Source organism: Mycolicibacterium llatzerense (assembly GCF_025331195.1).
GTDB classification, from domain to species: Bacteria; Actinomycetota; Actinomycetes; order Mycobacteriales; family Mycobacteriaceae; genus Mycobacterium; species Mycobacterium llatzerense.
The window spans coordinates 59,505-79,456 of sequence record NZ_LXOV01000001.1 but is presented as its reverse complement, the minus strand read 5'-3'; the positions used below and the strand labels follow the sequence as shown (position 1 = coordinate 79,456).

General features: G+C 63.7%; 23 protein-coding genes and 3 tRNA genes. 15 read left to right on the top strand and 11 right to left on the bottom strand.

The window, feature by feature from the left end; genetic code table 11:
- The first annotated feature begins 16 nt into the window (after nucleotides 1-16).
- The 12 genes from A7G45_RS00530 to A7G45_RS00475 all read left to right on the top strand — a co-directional run bounded on the left by A7G45_RS00530 (nucleotide 17) and on the right by A7G45_RS00475 (nucleotide 8,927).
- A complete protein-coding gene (locus A7G45_RS00530; protein ID WP_260932250.1) occupies nucleotides 17-511 on the top strand; it encodes a hypothetical protein in 495 nt (164 codons plus the stop codon).
- Nucleotides 512-1,471 carry an LtfC-like domain-containing protein gene (locus tag A7G45_RS00525; RefSeq protein ID WP_260932247.1) on the top strand — a complete coding sequence of 320 codons (960 nt, stop codon included), beginning with the start codon at nucleotides 512-514 and terminating at the stop codon, nucleotides 1,469-1,471.
- Complete coding sequence (locus A7G45_RS00520; RefSeq protein WP_260932245.1) at nucleotides 1,472-3,334, top strand: hypothetical protein; 1,863 nt, start codon at nucleotides 1,472-1,474, stop codon at nucleotides 3,332-3,334.
- 2 nt (nucleotides 3,335-3,336) lie between these two features.
- Nucleotides 3,337-3,660 carry a DUF7572 family protein gene (locus A7G45_RS00515; RefSeq protein WP_425561509.1) on the top strand — a complete coding sequence of 108 codons (324 nt, stop codon included), beginning with the start codon at nucleotides 3,337-3,339 and terminating at the stop codon, nucleotides 3,658-3,660.
- Nucleotides 3,660-4,967, top strand: coding sequence for a hypothetical protein (locus A7G45_RS00510; protein ID WP_260932240.1), 1,308 nt, complete (start codon nucleotides 3,660-3,662; stop codon nucleotides 4,965-4,967). The genes A7G45_RS00515 and A7G45_RS00510 overlap by 1 nt, the downstream gene beginning before the upstream one ends.
- Before the next feature lie 69 nt (nucleotides 4,968-5,036).
- The gene (locus tag A7G45_RS00505; protein WP_260932238.1) at nucleotides 5,037-5,381 is read left to right on the top strand and encodes a phage tail fiber protein; all 345 of its coding nucleotides are present in this window, start codon (nucleotides 5,037-5,039) and stop codon (nucleotides 5,379-5,381) included.
- Between the two features lie 19 nt (nucleotides 5,382-5,400).
- The gene (locus A7G45_RS00500; RefSeq protein WP_260932236.1) at nucleotides 5,401-5,661 is read left to right on the top strand and encodes a hypothetical protein; all 261 of its coding nucleotides are present in this window, start codon (nucleotides 5,401-5,403) and stop codon (nucleotides 5,659-5,661) included.
- A complete protein-coding gene (locus tag A7G45_RS00495; RefSeq protein WP_260932233.1) occupies nucleotides 5,662-7,233 on the top strand; it encodes a C39 family peptidase in 1,572 nt (523 codons plus the stop codon).
- A gap of 3 nt (nucleotides 7,234-7,236) precedes the next feature.
- Nucleotides 7,237-8,043 (top strand): hypothetical protein, encoded by an 807-nt coding sequence (locus tag A7G45_RS00490; protein WP_260932231.1) that lies wholly within the window; start codon nucleotides 7,237-7,239, stop codon nucleotides 8,041-8,043.
- Nucleotides 8,044-8,155: 112 nt separating this feature from the next.
- Nucleotides 8,156-8,341: a hypothetical protein gene (locus A7G45_RS00485; protein ID WP_260932229.1), complete on the top strand. Its 186-nt coding sequence runs from the start codon at nucleotides 8,156-8,158 to the stop codon at nucleotides 8,339-8,341.
- Nucleotides 8,338-8,670, top strand: coding sequence for a hypothetical protein (locus A7G45_RS00480; RefSeq protein ID WP_260932227.1), 333 nt, complete (start codon nucleotides 8,338-8,340; stop codon nucleotides 8,668-8,670). Before A7G45_RS00485 ends, A7G45_RS00480 begins: the two co-directional genes overlap by 4 nt.
- On the top strand, nucleotides 8,667-8,927 hold the full coding sequence (locus A7G45_RS00475; RefSeq protein WP_260932226.1) for a DUF7427 family protein: 261 nt from the start codon (nucleotides 8,667-8,669) through the stop codon (nucleotides 8,925-8,927). The genes A7G45_RS00480 and A7G45_RS00475 overlap by 4 nt, the downstream gene beginning before the upstream one ends.
- Nucleotides 8,928-9,024: 97 nt before the next feature.
- On the opposite strand, the gene A7G45_RS00470 is transcribed toward A7G45_RS00475, so the two are convergent.
- The 3 genes from A7G45_RS00470 to A7G45_RS00460 all read right to left on the bottom strand — a co-directional run bounded on the left by A7G45_RS00470 (nucleotide 9,025) and on the right by A7G45_RS00460 (nucleotide 9,266).
- Nucleotides 9,025-9,106: transfer RNA gene (locus A7G45_RS00470), tRNA-Tyr, on the bottom strand.
- 4 nt (nucleotides 9,107-9,110) lie between these two features.
- A tRNA-Trp gene (locus tag A7G45_RS00465) sits at nucleotides 9,111-9,181 on the bottom strand.
- A gap of 14 nt (nucleotides 9,182-9,195) precedes the next feature.
- Nucleotides 9,196-9,266: transfer RNA gene (locus A7G45_RS00460), tRNA-Pro, on the bottom strand.
- 515 nt (nucleotides 9,267-9,781) lie between these two features.
- Between A7G45_RS00460 and A7G45_RS00455 the strand changes: the two genes are divergently transcribed.
- Entirely contained in the window at nucleotides 9,782-9,955 is a 174-nt protein-coding gene (locus A7G45_RS00455; RefSeq protein ID WP_260932223.1) for a hypothetical protein, read from the top strand.
- Here the strand turns inward: A7G45_RS00455 and A7G45_RS00450 are convergent.
- The 3 genes from A7G45_RS00450 to A7G45_RS00440 all read right to left on the bottom strand — a co-directional run bounded on the left by A7G45_RS00450 (nucleotide 9,952) and on the right by A7G45_RS00440 (nucleotide 12,028).
- Complete coding sequence (locus A7G45_RS00450) at nucleotides 9,952-10,380, bottom strand: hypothetical protein (protein WP_260932220.1); 429 nt, start codon at nucleotides 10,378-10,380, stop codon at nucleotides 9,952-9,954. The genes A7G45_RS00455 and A7G45_RS00450 overlap by 4 nt on opposite strands.
- A gap of 73 nt (nucleotides 10,381-10,453) precedes the next feature.
- Entirely contained in the window at nucleotides 10,454-10,717 is a 264-nt protein-coding gene (locus A7G45_RS00445; protein WP_260932218.1) for a hypothetical protein, read from the bottom strand.
- Between the two features lie 30 nt (nucleotides 10,718-10,747).
- Complete coding sequence (locus tag A7G45_RS00440; protein WP_260932215.1) at nucleotides 10,748-12,028, bottom strand: tyrosine-type recombinase/integrase; 1,281 nt, start codon at nucleotides 12,026-12,028, stop codon at nucleotides 10,748-10,750.
- Between the two features lie 722 nt (nucleotides 12,029-12,750).
- Between A7G45_RS00440 and A7G45_RS00435 the strand changes: the two genes are divergently transcribed.
- Nucleotides 12,751-13,452: a hypothetical protein gene (locus tag A7G45_RS00435; RefSeq protein WP_260932213.1), complete on the top strand. Its 702-nt coding sequence runs from the start codon at nucleotides 12,751-12,753 to the stop codon at nucleotides 13,450-13,452.
- 69 nt (nucleotides 13,453-13,521) lie between these two features.
- A complete protein-coding gene (locus A7G45_RS00430; protein WP_260932210.1) occupies nucleotides 13,522-15,108 on the top strand; it encodes an Eco57I restriction-modification methylase domain-containing protein in 1,587 nt (528 codons plus the stop codon).
- Nucleotide 15,109: 1 nt separating this feature from the next.
- Here the strand turns inward: A7G45_RS00430 and A7G45_RS00425 are convergent, their stop codons facing one another.
- The 5 genes from A7G45_RS00425 to A7G45_RS00405 form a co-directional block, all read right to left on the bottom strand.
- Nucleotides 15,110-16,558, bottom strand: a complete 1,449-nt coding sequence (locus A7G45_RS00425; RefSeq protein ID WP_260932206.1) for a tyrosine-type recombinase/integrase — start codon at nucleotides 16,556-16,558, stop codon at nucleotides 15,110-15,112.
- Nucleotides 16,558-16,680 (bottom strand): hypothetical protein, encoded by a 123-nt coding sequence (locus A7G45_RS00420; RefSeq protein WP_260932205.1) that lies wholly within the window; start codon nucleotides 16,678-16,680, stop codon nucleotides 16,558-16,560. The genes A7G45_RS00425 and A7G45_RS00420 overlap by 1 nt, the downstream gene beginning before the upstream one ends.
- Nucleotides 16,680-17,321 (bottom strand): recombinase family protein, encoded by a 642-nt coding sequence (locus tag A7G45_RS32450; protein WP_260932201.1) that lies wholly within the window; start codon nucleotides 17,319-17,321, stop codon nucleotides 16,680-16,682. Before A7G45_RS32450 ends, A7G45_RS00420 begins: the two co-directional genes overlap by 1 nt.
- A 133-nt stretch (nucleotides 17,322-17,454) precedes the next feature.
- Nucleotides 17,455-18,375 (bottom strand): hypothetical protein, encoded by a 921-nt coding sequence (locus A7G45_RS00410; protein WP_260932199.1) that lies wholly within the window; start codon nucleotides 18,373-18,375, stop codon nucleotides 17,455-17,457.
- A 207-nt stretch (nucleotides 18,376-18,582) separates the two neighbouring features.
- Entirely contained in the window at nucleotides 18,583-19,941 is a 1,359-nt protein-coding gene (locus A7G45_RS00405) for a DNA primase family protein (RefSeq protein ID WP_260932196.1), read from the bottom strand.
- Nucleotides 19,942-19,952 lie beyond the last annotated feature (11 nt).

The window sequence follows — 19,952 nt, the reverse complement described above, 5'->3', positions numbered from 1 at the left end:
ATGGTTGCGGGGCAACGTGTCTGAGGTTGTGCAGATATCCGACCGGGAAACCACGATCACGAAGCTCGTGGATGCGCTGTCGGCGGTGAAGACAGGCCGGCGCGACGAGACCATGGGACTGCCGGCGCCGATGCGCCGCGCGGCCGCCGAAGGTCTCGCTGATCTGGGCTTCCGGTACATCGAGGCGCTCGCGACGCAGCGGATCGTCATGCCGGAGAAGTCTTGGCTCGGCTCCCATGCGATTCCGTCCGTGGAGTCCATCGACCCCGAGAGCCGGGCGTCGATGGAAGCCGCGCTCGAGGAGTGGAATCCGGAGCTCGCGGCGGCGGTCCGGTCCGCCGAGACCGCCGAGCAGAAGGCGGCGCTGCTGGCCCAGTTGCAGCCCGAGGTCGCGGCGACCCTGGCCAAGTCGATGGACATGGACGCGGCCGCTTCGGCGATCCGGGCCGAAGGCAAGGCCGAAGCTGCGGCCCTGCGGGAACGGCACGACATGACCGAACGGGGGGAATAGGTGCTCGGATCCAAGACGCGCCTCGACACGTTGGTCCTGTCGGAGGGCCAGACCTGGGTGGCGGTGTTCTTCCCTCAGGCCGGTGCCCGTTTCCCGGATGGAACGACGTGCGAGTGCACCATCACGGGCCCGGACGGCGGCGTGCTCGCGACGTGGAACGCGTCGTCGATCAGCGAGACCCGAATCGATTTCTTCGTCAGCACGGACGAATCCGACGTGATCCCGCATGGCGCCTACTACCGGGTTACAGCGCACTACCCGGCGATCGGGCCGCGGCCGGCGATCGACGACAACCTGTCACGCGGTTCGGTTGTGCGCGATGACAACCCGTCGCCCCTGGCGGCGCCGCGCTCGTCGAACATCGCGCTGTCGTTCTTCGACGACATGTCCGGTCCGGGGATTGATCCGAACTGGGTGAAGATCAAGGGCAGCCTGAAGATCTACGGCAATGGCCCGTCGCTGCCGAACGGAATGTCCGCGGACTTCACGTTCTTCGACGTCGCGGCCGCGCGGTACCGGGCGCAGACCAACCAAGATGCTGTAAAGGTCGAGGTATCAACGGTTCTCGGCGACTTCGGGGGCGACGGCAAGTCCACCGTGATCGTCTGCTCGAACCAGCAGATGACCTCGTGGGTCGGGTTCCAGTTTGCGTACTCGGGACTGTCCGCCAATCGATATGTGCACATCATTCGGGGGACTGGCCCGGACAGCGCGGTGGTCATGGAATCGAACGGCAACACGGTTCACAACAACGACCGTTACACCTGCATGTACGACCCGCTCGCCGATAAGTACCTGATGTACAAGGGAACTGACTTCAGTGCCCCGATCGTCGAGTGGGTTGACGAGGCGCACGAAGTCCCGCACGGCAACGGCTACCGGTACCCCGCCTTGCACTTCAAATCCGGGCTCCTGTCCACCGGCGTCAAGCTGTCCGGCTGGGCCATCAAGGACAACTAGGTGACAACACCTTCAGGACCTGTTGGGTTCGACAATCTGCCGGCGCGGTTTGGCATATCGCCGAACCCGCTCACCGGTGACACTCCTGCTGCGTTGGTGGGCCGCACTCAGGAGTTCATTGAGCAGAAGCTCAAGCAGCAGTACGTGGCGGGTGGGCCGTCGATCTGGGCGTTGGGGCAGGGGACGCCGCTGCAGGTCGCCCAGAACGTGCTGAACGCGGTGTTCAAGGCGATCCTCGGGGCGCTCGACCCACACAACCTGCCGACACCGGAACAGGTCTGGCAGACGATCACCGACGTCTTCCTGGCTCCGTTGAACTGGCTGCACAACATCCCGATCGGCGCCATCACCGCATCGACGCCGAACATGTTGGCGGACTTCATCACTGCCGACTCGCTCGTGGGTGACACGACGTGGGTATTCGACAGCACGGCCAAGCCGGCAGGCGCCGTCGGGTCGGCACGTATCACGTTCGACGGCGCCATCCACGAGCTGATCTCCGAACGGATCCTGCTCGACGTCGGCCGCAAGGTCGACGCCTCGGTCAAGATCAAGTACTCCGGTGTCACTGCGTCGACCGGTTCGCCGATCCGGCTGTCCTGGATCGGGTGGAACGGCGACGACGAGGTGGCCGGCGGTGACTTCGCAGTTCACCAACCGGCGGGCGCGGCACTGGACTGGACCACGCTGAGCGGGTCGCTCACCCGGCTGGAATCAGACCCATGGGACCGGGTGTCGATCGTTCTGAAGACGACAGCGGGCGCGGCCGCAGGCACTGTGTGGTTCGCCGCCGCCCGCGGCACCAAGCCGGACAAGTTGCCGAAGAACCTCGTCGACGGCCTGGAGTCCGCGCTGGCCGCTGCGGGGCAGACGATCCGAGACGCGATCTGTAATGCGCTGGGACTAGGCGGAACTGGGCACACCGACGCCGACGTCATCCACGCGCTGACCAACATTCCGAGGGTCGCGGTCGAAGGCATGGTCGACCTGGCCGACGATGTCCGCGACGGCTTCAAGGCCTGGTGGAACGGGTTCTTCAACCGCACGGACGGCACCGGTTCGGTTGCCCAGGTGCAGCAGGTGGCCGAAGCCGTGCGCATCGCCGTGCAGGGCGGACTCATCATGGAGACGTTCCCCACCAGCAATCCAGCGTGGGTCATTCCCGCCGGCGTCACCGAGCTGCACGGCATCACCCTGGACGCTGGCAGTAACGGCATTCGCGGCGACGCGGGCGGCCCCGGTGGCGGCTACATGCGGCGACGAATCGACCTGACGGGGCTGACACCGGGCGTATCGACCCTGAACTTCGCAGTGGGTGCCGCGAGCGGTGTTCAGGGCGGCACGGGCGGCCTGACGACGATCAAGGACTCGGTGGGCAATGTTCTTGTCGGCGCGCTCGGCGGCGTCGGCGGTGTGGTGTCCGACATGGACCTGCTGGCCACCACGTCATCGGCTGGCCACGGCGGCGCCGGTGGCACAGCACTGGGGGCATCGCCGTACACGGCGACACCGGGGGACGCCGGTACATCGTCCGGACTGGCCGCTGGCGGTGTTGGCGGTACTCGGATTCAAGGGATCGGCGGCGTCGGCTCAGCGAAGGCCGGAGACGGTGGCGACGGCGCCGCGGGACAGACGGGCGATGTACCGATCGCAGGCGGCGGCGGCGGTGGCGGCGGCGGTGGATGCACTTCGACCTCGGCCACCATGTCGCCGCATGGCGGCGACGGCGGCGACGGCGGATACCCCGGCGGCGGCGGTGGTGGCGGCGGCCAAGCGGCGGGCGGATCAAGCCCCGGTAGCGGTTCATTCGGCTTCGGGGCCAACGGATTCGCAGCAGCTCTCTACAAGCTAGGAGGGGTCTGAACGTGGTTGTGACACAGGTTGATAAGCCAATGCGGAGATGGCCGCCGAACACGCGGCTCTATGTCGACGAGGCGGGCCAGCACTACGCAGTGCACGCAGATGGGGGACTGTCAGCAGGCCAGCAGCGCGCGGTGGATTTTGCGCTCGGCGACCTCGGACTGCCGGTGGTCAAGAGTGGAATGCACACGATTGTGTTGTGCGAGACCACGATTGTTGCCTGCGATGAGAACGGGATCGCCCCCGTGCTGACGCCGATGTGCACGTGCCCACCCGGAACATCGCATGAGGACGCGCTAGCCGCCGCCGGACTCGAAATCGCCAACTGATGGCTGCAGTCCGCACCGGCTGGTGGACGCGCAACACCCTGCCCTGGGTGAAGCGGTCGGCGGCATTTGGACTGTCGGTGACGCCACAACTAGGCGTCAGCGGAGGGGCCGGGCCGTCGGGTGGCGCGGTCGGCCTGGCGGTCACGCCGTCCCTCGGAATGGCCAGCTCCGGCCGGAGCACAGCGGGATTCGGGATTGCCGTCACGATCGGCATGGGAATGTCGGCGGCCGGCAAGTCCGTCGCCGACTTCGGTCTCGTCGTAACTCCGCAGTTGTCGGCCAGCGCGAGCAACCGCACACCGGCGGCCGTTGGTCTGGCTGTGACGCCGTCGCTGGGCATGGAGATAGCGGCCGTGGACCCGGGCACGCCGTTCTCGTTCGGTTTGTCGGTGTCGCCGTCACTGGGCATGGCGGGTGCCGAGCGGTACCCGGCAGGCTTCGGCCTCGCCGTGACACCCGAACTGGCCATCGGCACGGGCGCCATGCCGGCCTCTGTCGGGCTGGCCGTGACACCGGCGCTCGGGATGGATGGTGGCAGCCGCAACCCCGCAGACTTCGGCCTAGCGGTCACGCCGTCGATGGGGATGGGCGGCGCCGAGCGGTACCCCGCAGCGTTCGGCCTCGCCGTGACACCCGTGCTCGGTGTCGAAGGCGCGGCGCGTTACCCCGGCGCGGTCGGCTTGTCGGTCACTCCGTCGCTGGGTATGGCGGCCAAGGCCACGATGACGTATTCGTCGTTCCCCACGGTGCCGTCGGGAACCGTGAACGTCGCTCTGAACTCCGGTGCTGGGGCAGTGCAAGCGTCGTCGAACACGTTGCAGGAAGGCAGTTGCACGGCGTCGAACGCGACCTACCGATCCGCGGCGGTGCTGCCGGACAGCATGGCGACCGATCTGTTCTGGGTCGAAGTGAAGGTCGGCGCGCTCAGCGGCGCGGCCGGCGACCGCAACGTCGGCGCGGGCGCCTTCTCCGCAGACGGAACCAAGGGCGTGGTGACACTCTGGCCGGCGTCCAGAAACACCGCGACTATCTACTCCTGGGCGGGCGGAACGCTGACGCAGCAGGCGTCCCTGGGCAGTCAAGCGGCTAACACTGATGCCCTAATCCGGCTGGTTCCTTCGGTTTCCGCGGGCGTGGTGACGTGGACCATCTGGCTCAACGGCGTGCCGACGTCGCTCACGTGGACCGACAGCGGTCACGTGGTCGACCTCCCCGGGCGGCACCCGGCCGCTGGATTCCGGCGCGCCTACAACTTCGGCCAGTACCCGTCGCGCGGCGTGGCTGCGCTCACCGCCGCAGACATCTGAGCCCACCCCGCAGCGGGGTTAGCCATGCCGAAAACGGCTGGTGCACAACAAAAGTAGAGGAGTACAGATATGGGTCTTCCCAACGCAACTCATCAAGCGGCCGCTGACGGCATCAAGGCGCTCGGCGCATACGTCGCGGTGTTCACCGGCGCTGGCGGCGGAACCACTGGCGCGAACGAGGCCACCGGCGGGAGCTACGCCCGCAAGCAGACCGCATGGTCGAGCGGTACCACCGGAATCGTCAACGGCTCCGCCCAGAACATCTCCGTGCCCGCGGGTACCTACACCGAAGGCGGCGTCTTCTCGGCCCTCACCGCAGGCAACTTCGTCGGATCGGCCCCGTTCGACGCGGGCAACGTCGTCGTCTCTGGCGCTGGCGCATCGATCGACGTGACCCCGCGAATCAGCGCGTAACCGGAAGGGAGACAACAACATGTACGACGTACTCACCGATCACAAGATCGTCGCCTTCGACTCCGAGCTGATGCAGCTGTTCAACTGCGCGGACGGCACGGTCATCGTCACCGCGACCCGCGCCGACGGCACCTGGACTATGCACGCCGATGGCGTCGACGACGTCACCGCAGCGGACCGGCCGGCGGCGATCACGGCCATGATCGAGCAGGCCCTGGCCGCGCTGCCGGGAGCCGGCTACTCGACGACCGTCCCGTACGGCCTGCCCGAGCTGCCGTAGATGGCCGAGAAGGTACTGCCCTACGACCACACGATCGTCGCGCAGGAGACCGGCTACTGGTGCGGGCCCGCGTCGACACAGGTGGTGCTGAACTCCCGCGGCATCAACATGTCCGAGCAGGAGCTGGCCCGCCAGATCGGCACCACGGTCAACGGCACCGACTACGTCGGGCTGATCGAGCGGGTGCTGGACAACATCACCCCGGACGCCAGGTACACGTCGGTGTACATCGAGAACGACCCGGCGACCTACGACCAGCGCAAGGACTTGTGGCTCAACATCGTTCGGTCCATCAACGCCGGTTATGGCGTGGTGATGAACTGGGTCGCCCCGCCGTCGAACTACCCGATCGGCGTCAAGGGCTCGACCTCGCCGTCGTACCGCGGCGGCACCGTCTTCCACTACGTCGCGTGCATGGGCTACGACGACACCCCTGGCGCACGCGCGGTGTGGATCGCCGACCCGGGGTTCCCGCCGTTCGGGTACTGGATCAGCTTCGACCAGTGCGTGTCGCTGATCCCGCCGAAAGGCTACTGCTACGCCGACATGATCGGGGTCCAGCCCGAGACGCCGGACCAGCAGGCCGTCCAGGTGTTCGCGCAGCTGATGTCGCCGACCACACTGACCACCGATCGGCTCGCCGAGCTGCTGCCGGCCTACAGCCAATGCCTCGCCGAATGTGATTGCGACACAGTGCCGCGTATCGCCATGCACGGTGCGCAGATCGGCCACGAGTCGGTGGGACTGCGGTACTTCGTCGAGTTGTGGGGGCCGACGTCCGACCAGGTCGGGTACGAGGGCCGCGCTGATCTCGGGAACACGCAGCCGGGCGACGGGTACCGCTTCCGTGGCCGCGGGCCGATCCAGGTGACTGGCCGCCGGAATTACACCGTTCTGTCCCAGTGGGCCTACAGCGAGGGCCTCGTGCCATCGCCGATGTTCTTCGTCGACGACCCCGACCAGTTAGCCAGCGACACATACGGATTCGTCGGCGTCACCTGGTACTGGACCACTCAACGCCCGATGAACGGCGTGGCCGACGCCCGCGACATCGTCCGGGCCACCGAGTACGTCAACGGCGGCCACAACGGACTCACCGACCGCACCAACCGCTACAACCACGCCCTCTCGTTGGGCGACCAACTGCTGCAACTACTCGATCAGGGAGACGAACTCATGGGCGTGAACGTGGAACGGCTCAACCAGGCCGTCGACAAGATTCTCGGCGGCGGATCGATGCCCGCGCAGTGGCCATCGCGCGGAATGTTCGGCCCCGCAGCCGAACCCGCCAGCGGAGTCGATGACACCGTCGGCATGCTGCTCAACACCGACGGCAACGCCTGGAACGTGGTGATGATCGTCGGCGCGCTGGTGGGCGTCGAGCGCGACGTGCAGGCGATCAAGGACAACGCCGCCGGCAAGTTCCCTCCGGGCAGCTACGTGGCCGGTAACGAGTGGCTGCGGAAGCGCGCGCAGGAGTTCGCGCAGAAGCTTCTCCCGCTGTGCGGACTGCTGACCGCCGCCACGCTGAGTCCCAGCCAGAACGTCTCCGTCCACAACACGGGCGCATAACCGATGTCACGCCACCTCGGTGTGGTGTTCCGCGGCACCGGCGGCATCATCGGCCAGGACTACGTCAGCCGCGTCTGCCAGGGCGCGGCCGATCTCGTCGAGGAATTCAATCCCGTCTGGCCCGCGACGATGGGCGGACTGCCGGTCGGCGCCGCGGGCAGCTTGGGCGACAAATCGATGCAACGCGCAGTCAACATCGCGGTCGCCGACGCCAAGCAGCTGATCGACGCGAAGCTTGCCGCCGAGCCGGACCGCGGCATTGTGATCGGTGGCTATTCGGCCGGCGCCGTAGTCGCCGCCTGGGTGCGCGCGTGGGTCGAGCAGAAGTACCCGCGGAACTACGTGTGCTCGTTCAGCTTTGGCGATCCCACCCGGCCCGCAGGCGGCGCGTTCTACGCCGGCACCCCGGCACCGGGCCGTGGCATCAGCTCCACGCGGTACGGCAACGTCTACGACTGGCGGCACTGCTGGCTGGCGAACCCGGGCGACATGTATACCTCGGTGCCCGACAACCACACGGGCGACATCATGCAGGACGCCTACGACATGGTCACCCGGTTCGAGCTCACCGATCCGATCGGCACCGCGGTGGCCATCGCGCAGAAGGTTCCCGAGATGGTGACCGGCGCCCTCACCGATCCGATCGCGGCATTCCAGGCAATCCGCATCGCGACCGGATTCGTCGCGACCAACCCGCCGACGCTGCCGCACATCACCTACGAGTTCGCCGAGGCGTGGCCCGGCCAGACGTACCTCAGCCTGGCGATCCAGCACGTCCGTGACTGGTCGCTGCGCGCCATGGCCGCGTAGCAGTCCGCTATTTCAGCTCAAACCTGATGTAGGTCCCCGAGGGTCATTTGACCTGCGGTTTTCTCTTGTATCCGAAAGGCGAACCATGTTGCCAATCCCTCAGAATGACACCGTGCGGCTGGTCATCCACGCCGCATGTCTGCTGACGATCTTCCTCAGCGTGGTGGTGCTCGTCGGCTTGAACCGGATGGAGCCGGGGGCCGGACTCACATGGGTCGTCACCGGCGCCGGCCTCATCTCCACGGGCCTGTCGACGGCCAAGATGGTGCAGGACCGGCGGAGCGGCGACGGCCAGTGACGGTGAACTACGCGGAGATGGACAACCTGTGGGCGTTCCTCGGGTTGGGGGTGGTCACCGTGGCGAACCTGGCCACGACAGTGATCGATCGGCGGCGCGGCAAGACACGGGCCGACGCCCGCGAGAAGAAGCTGAACTCGATCGAACGCTCGGTGAACAACCGGCCGGACACGATGCGCGACCAGCTCGACCGCATGGAGTCCGACCTGCGTGGAGTGAAGAAGGACGTCGGGCGCCTGGCGGATGCTGCCGTCGATGACCGGGAGACCCACCGGACCGACATCGCTCGCATCGACGGCGAGATCGGCGATCTGAAGCGGCGCCAATGAGCGGCCGGCGCGCGGACCGCGGCTGGCTGGTGCTCGGCGCGTACGTCGTCGGCCACAACGTCCTGGCCGCTGGCCGCGGTGACGAGATGCTGTCCCACGCATTCGACCGGTGGATGGCTACCCGGCGACTGAAGTGGGTGCTGTACGCGGTGGTGGGTTCGATCGCGCTGCACCTGGTGAACCTCATGCCGGTCAGGCTGGACTGGCTTGGAGCGGTGATGGGCGCTATCGCACGGAAGGTCGGTCCGCTGACCTGATCGCTGTCGGTCGCGGGCGATACGCTCCGACCGGAAGAAACGTCTGGGCCGCCCTCGACTTCGGTCGGGGGCGGCTCTCTTGCGTTTACAGGGGATTTGGTGCGAACGGCAGGAGTTGAACCTGCACAGCCGAAGCTACGGATTTACAGCCCGCTTTCCTCGCCACATGGTGCGTTCGCGTCGCATGGGTGGAGAGAATCGAACTCTCGCCGCGCGGTTTTGGAGACCGGCGAGCTACGCCTGTGCACACCCACTCGGGTGCTGGTTGTCGGGATGCACGGAATCGAACCGCGACTGCCTGGACCCAAACCAGGTGTGATGCCTTTTCACTACATCCCGTTTGCGGGGTAGCGATATCAGTCGAGTTGAAGGGTGCGAGCTACCGACCCAGCGGCGACTGATATCGCCAGCTGGGGCCGAACGGTCGGCCAGTCAAGGTGCTCACGCCCGAAACTGTAGCACCGGCGTGGGTTGCGCCCCAGTAATTTTCGGGGCGATGTCGCCCGATCCTGATATCGTCGGTCTCATGCGTTTCGCCCGCCGATCATCGAGTCGTTCTTCCTGATTCCAGGAGAGCGACCTCGGCATGGGCTGAGACCCGGTTGCTAGCCGGTGTGTGTCGCAGGGCATGGGGTTCGATTCCTCCGCTCTCCGCTTGGGAGGGTGCCGCGGAATGGTCTGCAACCGGCTTCGAAACCCGGGGTGCCGTGAAAGGTAGGGGTTCGAGTCCTCCACCCTCCGCCAAAATTTGATGGAACCGAACGCGGCCCGCATCCGTCTATATCTGTAGATCGTCCCCAGTTGAAGCTCGACCGACTCTCCCTGCTGGGGACGATCACCTACAGTGGCCCACCGTGACGGAACCGCATCGGCAGCAGAAGCCCAGCAAGCACAAGCTCGCGCACCTGACGCTGATCGTCCGGCCGCCCGGGAATCCTGCGTTGGTCAAGACGTTTACTGACTCCGAGCGGGTTGATGCCGAGGCCTACGCGCTCGAGCACGGCGGTACCGTCGACCCGCTGGGCTAGCCGTAAAGAGCCAGGTTGTTCCGGGATCCGCACTCGCAGTTGTAACGCATCCCGCTTGCCTTGACCTTGACCTTCTTGCCGCAGCTGGGGCACTGCACGGTACATCGGCCATGAATGTCAGTCTCGTCGTCACCGCTGTGCAGGATCGTCCCCTGCTGGCACTGCCAGCAGACGTATCCATCGTCGGAGCTGGCGACGTGCTGTGCGGCTTCGCAATACGGGCACCGCACGCGCAGGCGACCGGGGCTGACGTCGCTGCCGCTGTTGGTTAGGACGACCACGGTCCATCCGATCACGCCGAGGAATGCGCCCCACAGGAACCCGTATTGGCGGTCGTAGCCAACTGCCTTCGCAATCAGCGCGCCGATCACGCCGCCGACGAGGAACCAGATCGCGATGTACAGCAGGAACCACACGAAGGTCATGGTGCGCGAGCATACGGTCGCGTCCAGCGGCCTGGCAGTGAAATGTCAGGTGTGAATGCGGCTCTTGTGTGAGTCAGTCACCTGGCCGGCGCCGGTACTCGCCGCGCCGGTCGTCGTACGCGCACCAGCCGCAGTCGAGGCACTCGTAGAACACCGCGGCGGTGGCTCCTGTCGGTGGTGATCCCCAGCCGCGTTGGACGTTGCCGCGGATCGGCAGCCCGAAGCCGACAGCCGACCAATCGATGCCGCAGCCGGGGCAGCACATCGGCATCGAGGAGCCACGGTAGTTGTCTCCGTCGCCTACCGGCCAGGCGGTGAACCACGACCAACCCGCCATAGCGCGGACGGTACGCGCGGGCGGTGACAATCAGCTGTCGATCGCGAGTGGCCTCTGTGCCAGCACCGACAATGCATCCATCATCGTGGAGTTCTTCGCCTGATCCGCATGCGCGTAGATGCGAGTGACTTCGGGGGAGTTGTGCCCAAGGATTTCCATTCGGGTCTGCTCGTCGGCGCCGGCCGCTCGAAGCACGGTGGCGGCGGTGTGCCGGGTCGTATGCAGTGGCAGCGTCTCGTTGGGCCCGATGATCCCAGCGTCCCGGAGTAGTGAATGCCATGCTCGGCTGTCTTCGTTGGGAATTACCGGGGTGCCGGGAGCGCGGTGGAATACCAAGTTGTGTGGGTTGGGTCCGGCGTCGGCGTCGTGCAGTTCCTTCAGTGCGAGTCGCAGCGGCTCGATCAGCGGTACCCAGCGATTACCCGCCTCTGACTTTGGTCGTGTCAGCGCCAATGATGCGTGCAGGGGCTGGTATTCGAACATCACGGGCATGTCCCAATTGGGCGAGGTGCAGTGGCCACCATTTGCGCGTCCGCACGGCCAGCCCTCGGACGTCCTGTCGCCGCATCCGTGCGCGCGCTTGAGCTGCTGCAACTGCCACGTGATGTCACACGCGCCGCTCACCAAATCCACACGGTCCCACGTCAGTCCGAGCGTTTCACCCTGCCTGGTTCCAGTCAGGAATGCGAACAGCCAGCGCGTCTCCTCCATCATGCTGCGGTGCTCGGCGGCGTAGGCGAGGATCGTCTGCACCTGCTCGATGGTCAGTGGCTTGCGCGCCGTCGGCTTGACCTCGGGTGAGTCGACCACTGCCGCCACGTTGCGCTTGATAAGTCCTTCTGCGATCGCGTCTTTGAGCGCTTTGTTGAGAACGACATGTGCCTTCTGCGCGCGGCGCTCACCCTTGCCCAGTTTGGTGTGCATCCCCCGAACGTCGGCCGGCGTCAGCTCTATCAGCTTCTTGTGACCGATGGTCCGCGCGATATTGGTTGCCGTGTGTCCGTAGTCGCGATAGGTGCCGGGACGAATCCGCTCCTTGTGGATGTTGGGCAGCCAGTATTCGAGCCACTTCGTGACGGTGATGGTGCGGTCGAGGTTCAGGCCGTCGCGATGTTCGGCCTTGGCTTCGTCGAGCTTTGCAACGAGGGTCTTCTGGTCCTTGGCGTAGACCCGCTTCTGGAGTCGTTTGCCGTTTTCGTCGAAGCCTCGATCGATGCTGCCGACCCACATGCCGTCGGACGCTCGCTGGAAGATGCTGCCTTCACCCTTGGCGCGCCGGTTCTTCTTAGTCGGCTGCTTCTTGAACGCCACCTCTGCCCCCGATCATTGTGTACACCACTGCACACTACGTGGTGTACACGTCCCGTATACAGATGCACCAATTATTGCCGCTACCAGCGGATTTGGGATCATCACCAGGTCAAACGCTACCATTTCAGCGGACTTAAAATCCGCACAGTGTGGGTTCGAGTCCCACTGGGGGCACCGGCGTCGCCGCTGGTAACGGTCTTTTTCGGCCGTTACCAGCGGCGGCCCGCAATCGCCGGTACGGCTCCACGTCCATCCCGCGTCCACATTCACTAGGTTGTCCGTCCACGCGACTGTTGAGCCACGTTTCTCAGCTGCTTGAGGTGTATTCTGGGCGTGACCCACTAGCAGCATCACGAACAGCCTTTCAGGCGGGAGTTCGGAGCGCAGGGGTTTGTAGGCCCCTGTCGTCTCGGCGGCGGGTTTGTGAGGCCAAGGAGCCCAGTAGCAGATCCAACCAAGCTTGGTTGCCGAGAAAGCCAAGACACTTGGCTGGAGGCTGCCGGTGCCCTACTTCTGGTATTTCTTCGTCGCGGTCGTAACACCGCTACTCGCACTCGTCTGCTGGCTGTTGTTCTGTATTTGGGCCACTAAGACGGACGCGGCGCAAGCCCCTTCGATCATCAGGGAGGCTGGCCGCAACTTTCCATTCAGGCGGGGAACGCCGAACAACAACGGAACCAGGTTCTTCAATGGGATCGGAGACGCAAGTAGAGTCGCCCAACGTGGCTCCCCTGACGTCGATGCCCCCGCTCGTCCTTCCGCAGACTGAGATGCAGGCCTTTGGGCAGCTCTGGCTGAACGGCGAGGCCTTCACCAAAAAGCAGGTTATGGATTTCAGCATGCTCATCGACGAGGCAGTGGGCAGAGCTCTGGCAGTGATGCTGGGCGGAATTCCAGTGCTGAAGCCCACTCAGAATCAGCTCCAGCCGTCAGCAGCAGATTGTGTCGAAGTCGGCCCCGTACGCATTGTCGGTGGTGTGCGGCCCCAAAACTTCGACGTTGGGTACCGACCTGATGGCGTCCGGATCGCATATGACAGCAAGACATTGAACGATAACGTCAGCGTCGGCAAGAACTGGCAGAACATGATCAACGACCTAGCTACAGAAGCGACAACCGTGCATAGTCGGTTTCCGAGCGCCGTAGTCGGTTTCATCTTCGCTGTTCCAACCCCGTGCTTGACGCCAGGGGCGCGCACGAATGCGATAGTTGGCACGTTGACTCGACTCGGCGGCAGAAAACTGGTGGATGAGCCAGCGCACCGAGCCGAAGCTATGAGCTTGATTTCCTGGGATCCGACCACCGGCCTGATAGATCCAAACTTTCCGGCCTCCACCAGCCCGCTTCGCTACGAACGCTTTAGCGATGACCTGGGTGAGGCGTACTACGAACGCTTCCAGGGGTTGCCACCGCACGCCGGGTGAGGCCGCCCACCCGAGACGCGCCGCACTCCTACGCATGTCTCGTCATACCGTGCACGCATACTTATCGGCATGACGATGTACCCGGCCAAGGCAGCTGCCGATACAGACAAGGTCCGGGGCGGATATTACACACCGGAGCTAATCGCAAGGTTCCTTGCTCAGTGGGTATTTGATGCTGGGAGCAAACTTTTGGAACCGACCTGCGGTGACGGGAGGATACTCCGCGAACTGTCTCAGCTGACCAACGAGGCGCGCGGGGTAGAGCTCATGCGTGAGGAAGCGACGAAAGCGCGCCGCTACGCGCCAGTGGCAACTAAGAGCCTGTTCGACTGGCTGACACGTAGCCAGCACGGCAAGTGGGATGGCGTGGCCGGTAATCCGCCGTACATACGGTTTGGCAATTGGCCCACTGAGCAACGTGAACCGGCCCTCGATTTGATGCGCGACGAAGGCCTCAATCCGACGAAATTGACGAACGCTTGGGTGCCTTGCGTCGTCGCAAGCGCCCTTGCGGTACGCGATGGCGGACGGGTCGGACTGGTGTTGCCTGCTGAACTGATGCAGGTGTCATACGCGGCGCAGCTCAGGGATTACCTGCTCGCAAAGTTCAGCGCTATCACCCTGATCACTTTTGAGCGTCTCCTCTTCGAAGGAGTAACGCAAGAAGTGGTGTTGTTTCTGGGCGTCAAAGGCGACGGTCCGGCGGAAATGCGTACGGTGCACCTCAAAGATGCGGCGGGCCTACATGGAGCTAAACTCGACGGGCCCGCAGCACCGACCTTGATTCACGACCACGAAAAGTGGACGAAGTACTTTCTCAAGCCTCGGCAGATTCAATTGCTTCGCCGACTTAAGAAGTCGCCGGATCTCACCACCGTCGGTGACCTCGCATCTGTCGACGTGGGAATCGTCACCGGGCGGAATAGTTTCTTTACCTTCAGCGACGCAGACGTTGATCAGCTCGGGCTGAAGAAGCATTGTGTCCCTCTGGTTTCACGTAGTGCACAATTGTCCGGCTTAATTTATGACGATCATTGCCGCGACAACGACCTTGATAGCACGCACCGGACATGGCTCTTGAATGCGCGTGTCGATTCCAAGGACCCTGATCTGCAGCGCCATATCCGTTCAGGCGAGGCCGAAGGGGTGCACCTCGGATACAAGTGCTCACTCCGGAAGCCATGGTGGAAAACACCTTCCATGTGGAGCCCCGAGATATTCATGCTGCGGCAGATTCATGCTGCGCCCCGAATGACGGTAAACGGTGTCAACGCCACGAGCACTGATACGGTGCATCGTGTTCGAGTGAACAGCGGGGTTGACCCTGTCGCCTTAAGCACCGCTTTCCACAACAGCGCGACTTTTGCATTTTCCGAAATCCTTGGACGTAGCTACGGCGGGGGCATTCTTGAGCTTGAACCTAGGGAGGCAGAACTTCTGCCATTGCCTCCACCGGGGCTGGTATCCGATGACCTAGCGGCCGATGTCGACCTGCTGCTCAAAGCAGGTGAGGTTATGAAGGCCGTTGATCTCGTCGACCGCCACGTTCTGATTGACGGGCTGGGCTGGTCACCAAAACAGGTCGCTGAATGCCAGGCGGCGTGGTTGTCGCTGCGGGATCGGCGGCTTAGCCGCGGAAGAAACAGTTGGTCGTAGACTAGGCCCTGCCTGTGCTACGTCGTCCCAAATCAATGACATTCGCTGCGGCTGCTGCCACACCACGACTTACCTTCGGAGCCACGAACTCGTCCTCGTTGATGTAGTCCGCGTAGGTGGTCAGCGTCAGCACGAATGTGGAGTGTCCCAACCACTTTGACACCTGCATATAGTGCTCGCCCGCGCTCAGGTTCATAGTTGCGAACGTGTGGCGCAGGTCGTGGAAGCGGACAGCTCCTAGACCCAGGGCCTTGGTCGCTGGCTGCAGGTAGTGCTCGTACAGGCTTGCCGCGCACACCGGCTTAGCCCAATCGAAGACATAGCGATTCCTCCGACCAGGGAACAGAGGAGCGTTCGGCGCGTACCGATTGCCCGCCGTATTGGTGGCCGAGAACGGGTGAACCGTAGTCAGGTATTCGCGCAACTCGTCGGCCAACCACGGAGCCAGGGGAACAACGCGGTCCGAACTCGACTCGGATTTCGGTGTGCCGTAGGTCCAGATGCGGCCTTTGCGCGCGGCGGTACGAACGATACGGACTGAGCCAACCGTGGCGGGGAGGGTGGACAAGGCGATGTCTTGCAGCTGCAGACCTTGCAACTCGCTGGCGCGGATACCTGTGTGAGCTGCGAACAGTACGGCCAGTGCGTACACCTCGTTTCCCGGCCTGACGTAGGTGCTGCCCACAGGACCTGACGAGTTGGTCGCTTGCCGGACCACTTCGCGGTCTTTCGCGATCCAGTCGTATACCGACGCTACTTGGTTCGCCGTCAACGGCCGGTGCTTGAACGGCGCTTTGTCTCCAGCTGCGCGGGTTCGGCGTTTGGTGGTATGGCGACGACCGGGCACCACGGGATTGCCGGCAATAGCCTGATCGTCTACCGCCACATCCAGAATTCGCTTGAGCGTTCCGACGATGTGTTTCACCGTCTTCGGTGAGCGTGTGACGAGCGGCTGATTCGCCGGGATAGGTGTGTCCGGCTTGGCCCTACCGTGCCTACGCTGGTATGGCGCAAGCAGATCGGCCCGAAATCGCATCACGTCCGCTGTGGTGATCGCTGCGACCGGCTTGCTCCCGAACAACGGCCCGATGTGGGTGCGGTAGATCTTCTCGTAGCCCTCGATGGTGTTGTCGTCAATGGTGCCTACCAGGCTGTCCAGATACTGCCGGGCGTAGGTACCCAACGGAGTATTGGCCTTGGCCTTCGCTGACGACGGGTCAACGCTGTAGGCGTTCTCCAGGTCTGTTTCGACCTGCCTGAGTCGGGCCTTGGCTTTCCGCTCTGTCGGGAACGTCTCGCTGGTCTGCTTGAACTTCGTTCTGCCCTGCTCGTCAAGTTCAGGCGCACCAAAGGAGTCCCGCGCGGGCTCATTCCAACGAACCTGATACGACACAACGGGATTGCCGAACTTGTCGCGCTTGCTCGTCTCGCGCTTCCTGATCGTGGCCATCAGATGTCACCTTCGTTCTCGTCGTCAACGGTTGCTATGTCTGCCATGCCGTCGCATGTGGTCTCGCCGGGGTACTGCCACTGGTCTTCTGGGTGCTCGACACCTTCGCCGTCTCGCTTCATCACGCCACGCCCTCCCGCGCCAGCACGTCGCGCACTGTGCTGTAGCTCCATGAGTTGCTGCGAGGGGCGGCAATGCGGGCCTGGTCCAAAGCCTTCGCAATGGCTTTGGTGCCCATGCCGGAGTCGCGGAGCTGAACGATGCGAGCAACGGTGTCGCGGTCGATCGTCGACGGCTTGCCGAGCTGCTTACCGGCCTGCCGAGCACGGATCAGGCCTTGCTTGGTGCGCTTGCTGATCAGCTCGCGTTCTTCCTCTGCGACAAGGAGTCTGGCGTGCGCCGTCAGTTGTGACACTGTGTTGCTATCGGTTCCGTCCAGCCCCACGATGCGCCAGCCTTCGGCCTTCGCGTCAGCGACCAGCTTCGCCCCGTCGGCCATGCTGCGGCTGGAGCGGTCAAGAGTGTTGACTACCAACACATTCGCAACGCCCGAGCGAATCGCGGCGATAGCGGCTATGCGTCCGTACAACTTATCGCTCTTCTTTCCGCTCATCACGTCGGGAATCAGCGCGACCAGCTCGAGCCCGTTGGCCGCGCAGTATCGGGTGATCTGTTCCCGCTGTGCGTCTAGGCCATAACCACTGTCGGCCTGCCTGCTTGTTGAAACTCGGATGTACCCAATGGCTTTGGGTTTCGCGTTCACGTCTTCACGCTCGCTTCCTGGTGTCGGTTGTGGCGGATGTCGGGCGACATCCACCTCAGCCACTACTTATAGCCGACCCGATACAAATGTGGGTACAAACGTGTATCTCGTTGTCTGCCTATCGCTTACGCGTCTAGACGTCGTACGGGTTGCGGTATCGCTTGTGCGGGCTCTCCAGCTCCTTGGGCGGTCGCAGCGCACCGATAGCAACCTGTTTGCGCACCAGGCGGGCGTGCTCGGCCAACGCTGCCTCACCGACCAGGCCTGGATGCTGGCGAGTTGCGCTGCCTGAGGTGCGTGGTCCGGCATCCTGAGGCTGTCGCTCGCGGTCGATGTCGTCGCGCTTGGCCTGTCGTGCCGACGCGTCGCCCTCAGCGCGTGGACCACCTGGCGAGCTTGATGCAAACTGCCCTGTGGCATCAGAGCCCAGTCCGGTCCTGTTAGCGCTACGCCTAAGCGCCTCTAGGCTTTCCGCACTCGCAGCGTTTGGATGACCGCTATCCACTGCTCCCCGCCCCGGTTGCCTGGTGCTGTCATGCATTGGGCCAGCCATGGCGGGAGGGAGCGACTGTTCGGCGTCGTAATCCCTAGTGGGACTACCGCCGATAGCGTCAAAGATCTCTTCCCATGGCTTGGGCTCGATTGGCCCTACCTCGACTGTCGCAGTAGGCCTGCCCATGCTGCGGTCCAGCGCATCCTTGATCGCCTTCAGCCGCGTTTCCGCAGGCAAGCTGTCGTCAATCGCGATGCCTAGCAGCTTCTGAGCCATCAGGTCAGCGGCGTTGTCCAGTCTCGCCTTAGCAGCTCTACGCACATGCCCGGCAGCACCGCCGTGAACCCTGCAGACAGTCGCGCCCTTGATCGCGTGCCTCTTGCATTGCTCGCCGTTCTTCTTGTGAGCGACGCACCTGTTCGCAGCAGTTGGACCTTGTGGCCAATCTCGCTCTCTTGCAGCGGCTTTCATGGCCGGGTCGCCTTCATAGGTCACCGTTACTGGAAGATTAAGCAGCTCAACGATTTCAGCATCCACAATCTCGGATTCGTTCTCAGTCATAGCCTTTGGTCCTGTCTCGCACTACTGCGCTGTATCGCGCTGGGTTGCACTGGTTTCGGATTGCGCGCATTTGCCCAGGTCGCAGGGTTTTCTCCGGCAAAAACATGCCCTGACCTCGAAAAAGGAGAAAATGGACATCCCGTCAGTCCTTTTTCAAATTTCCTATAGAGGGCAAGAACCCGCGAACCATCCGTTTTCTCCTTTTGCCTAGTCAGAGGCACTTTCGGGCGCGGCACCGGCGCGGCGCACCTGCCCCAACCTGCCCTTCAACGCAATGCCCTGGCGCAGCTTGTCTCCTCCGGCCTCGCGCTTGAAGCCGCTGCCGTCCATGTACTTGCCGAACGCTCTGGCCCCGTAGGGCCGCTCGATGCCTTCCCTCTCGCACCACGTGCGGTACTCGGCCAGCAGCGCAGGGTTGCTCTCAGTCAGGTGAGCAGCTTCTTCGCAGCAGTCCCGGCGAAACTGCAGCAGTTCGTCATTGGCCTCGTAGTAGGCCGTGGTCGCGTGCCGCACGGCCTCTGGCACATCTGCCAGGCCCTGTTTCTGGTACCGGACATAGCCTCTCAGCAAGAAGTCGATCACGGCGTCGGCGTCGCCCGCCAGCCGAGAGCTCAAGCCCACATCGGCCGAGTTGGGATCGTTGGGGTCGGGGTCCGGAAGACGAACATTGAACGGAATCACCACGATCCGACGCCACGATGCCTTGTCGTCGCCGCTGACCTTCGGGCCGTGGTTGGTCATCAAGGTGAGGCTGTGTGTGGGCTCCCACGACACGCGTTTCTCGTACAGGTCGCGACCGGTGAGGGTGCCACCACCAGACAGGCTCTTCATCTTGGCCTCGTCGATGCGCTCGCCGCGATTGGTCTCGTCGATGGACACGTACCGCTTTCGGAACAGCACCATGTTGTCCGACGAGTGGCTGAACTTGGTCTCCATCACCAACTCGCGGGGCGCGATGCTGGCGTAGTCGCCCAGCGCGTACCGGATCGCACCGTCCAGCACCGTCTTGCCGTTGTTGCCCAGCTCGCCCAACCAGATCACGAAGCGGTCTTCACGGTGCTCTCCGAGCAGGGCACTGCCGGCAACACGCCCTAGGTACTCAAGGGTGTTCTCGTCGGGCTGGATGCGCTCGATCATCTGCCGGAAGTGTTCGCTTGTCCTGTACGCGTTCTTCCGATACCGGCCACGCGTGATGTGGGTCAGTAGGTCGTCCGGGTTGTGCGCGCGAACCTTGTTCTCTCGCAAGTCGATAGTTCCGCCCGGTGTGTTTAGCAACCACGGTTTCGCGTCGAAGTCCTCGATGCGTGCCGAGAAGCCCGGCAGCTTGGACGCGATCTTGAGCACGCCAGATATGCCGCCCGAGGTGTGGCACCGCTGGATGTCGTCTTTGAGCTGCTGATCACCGAACGCCGACGGCCAAAGCTCCTCCAGCAGTTCGACAAGTAACTGCTGGATGCGGCTCTCGTTGTGGTCCAGTTGCCAAACCATGCCGTCGTACCAGTGCCATCCGCGCTTGGTGATGAACCTGTGCAGCCCAGCAGATTTGGTCTCCAGGCGGCCCGCCATGCGAAGGTCTC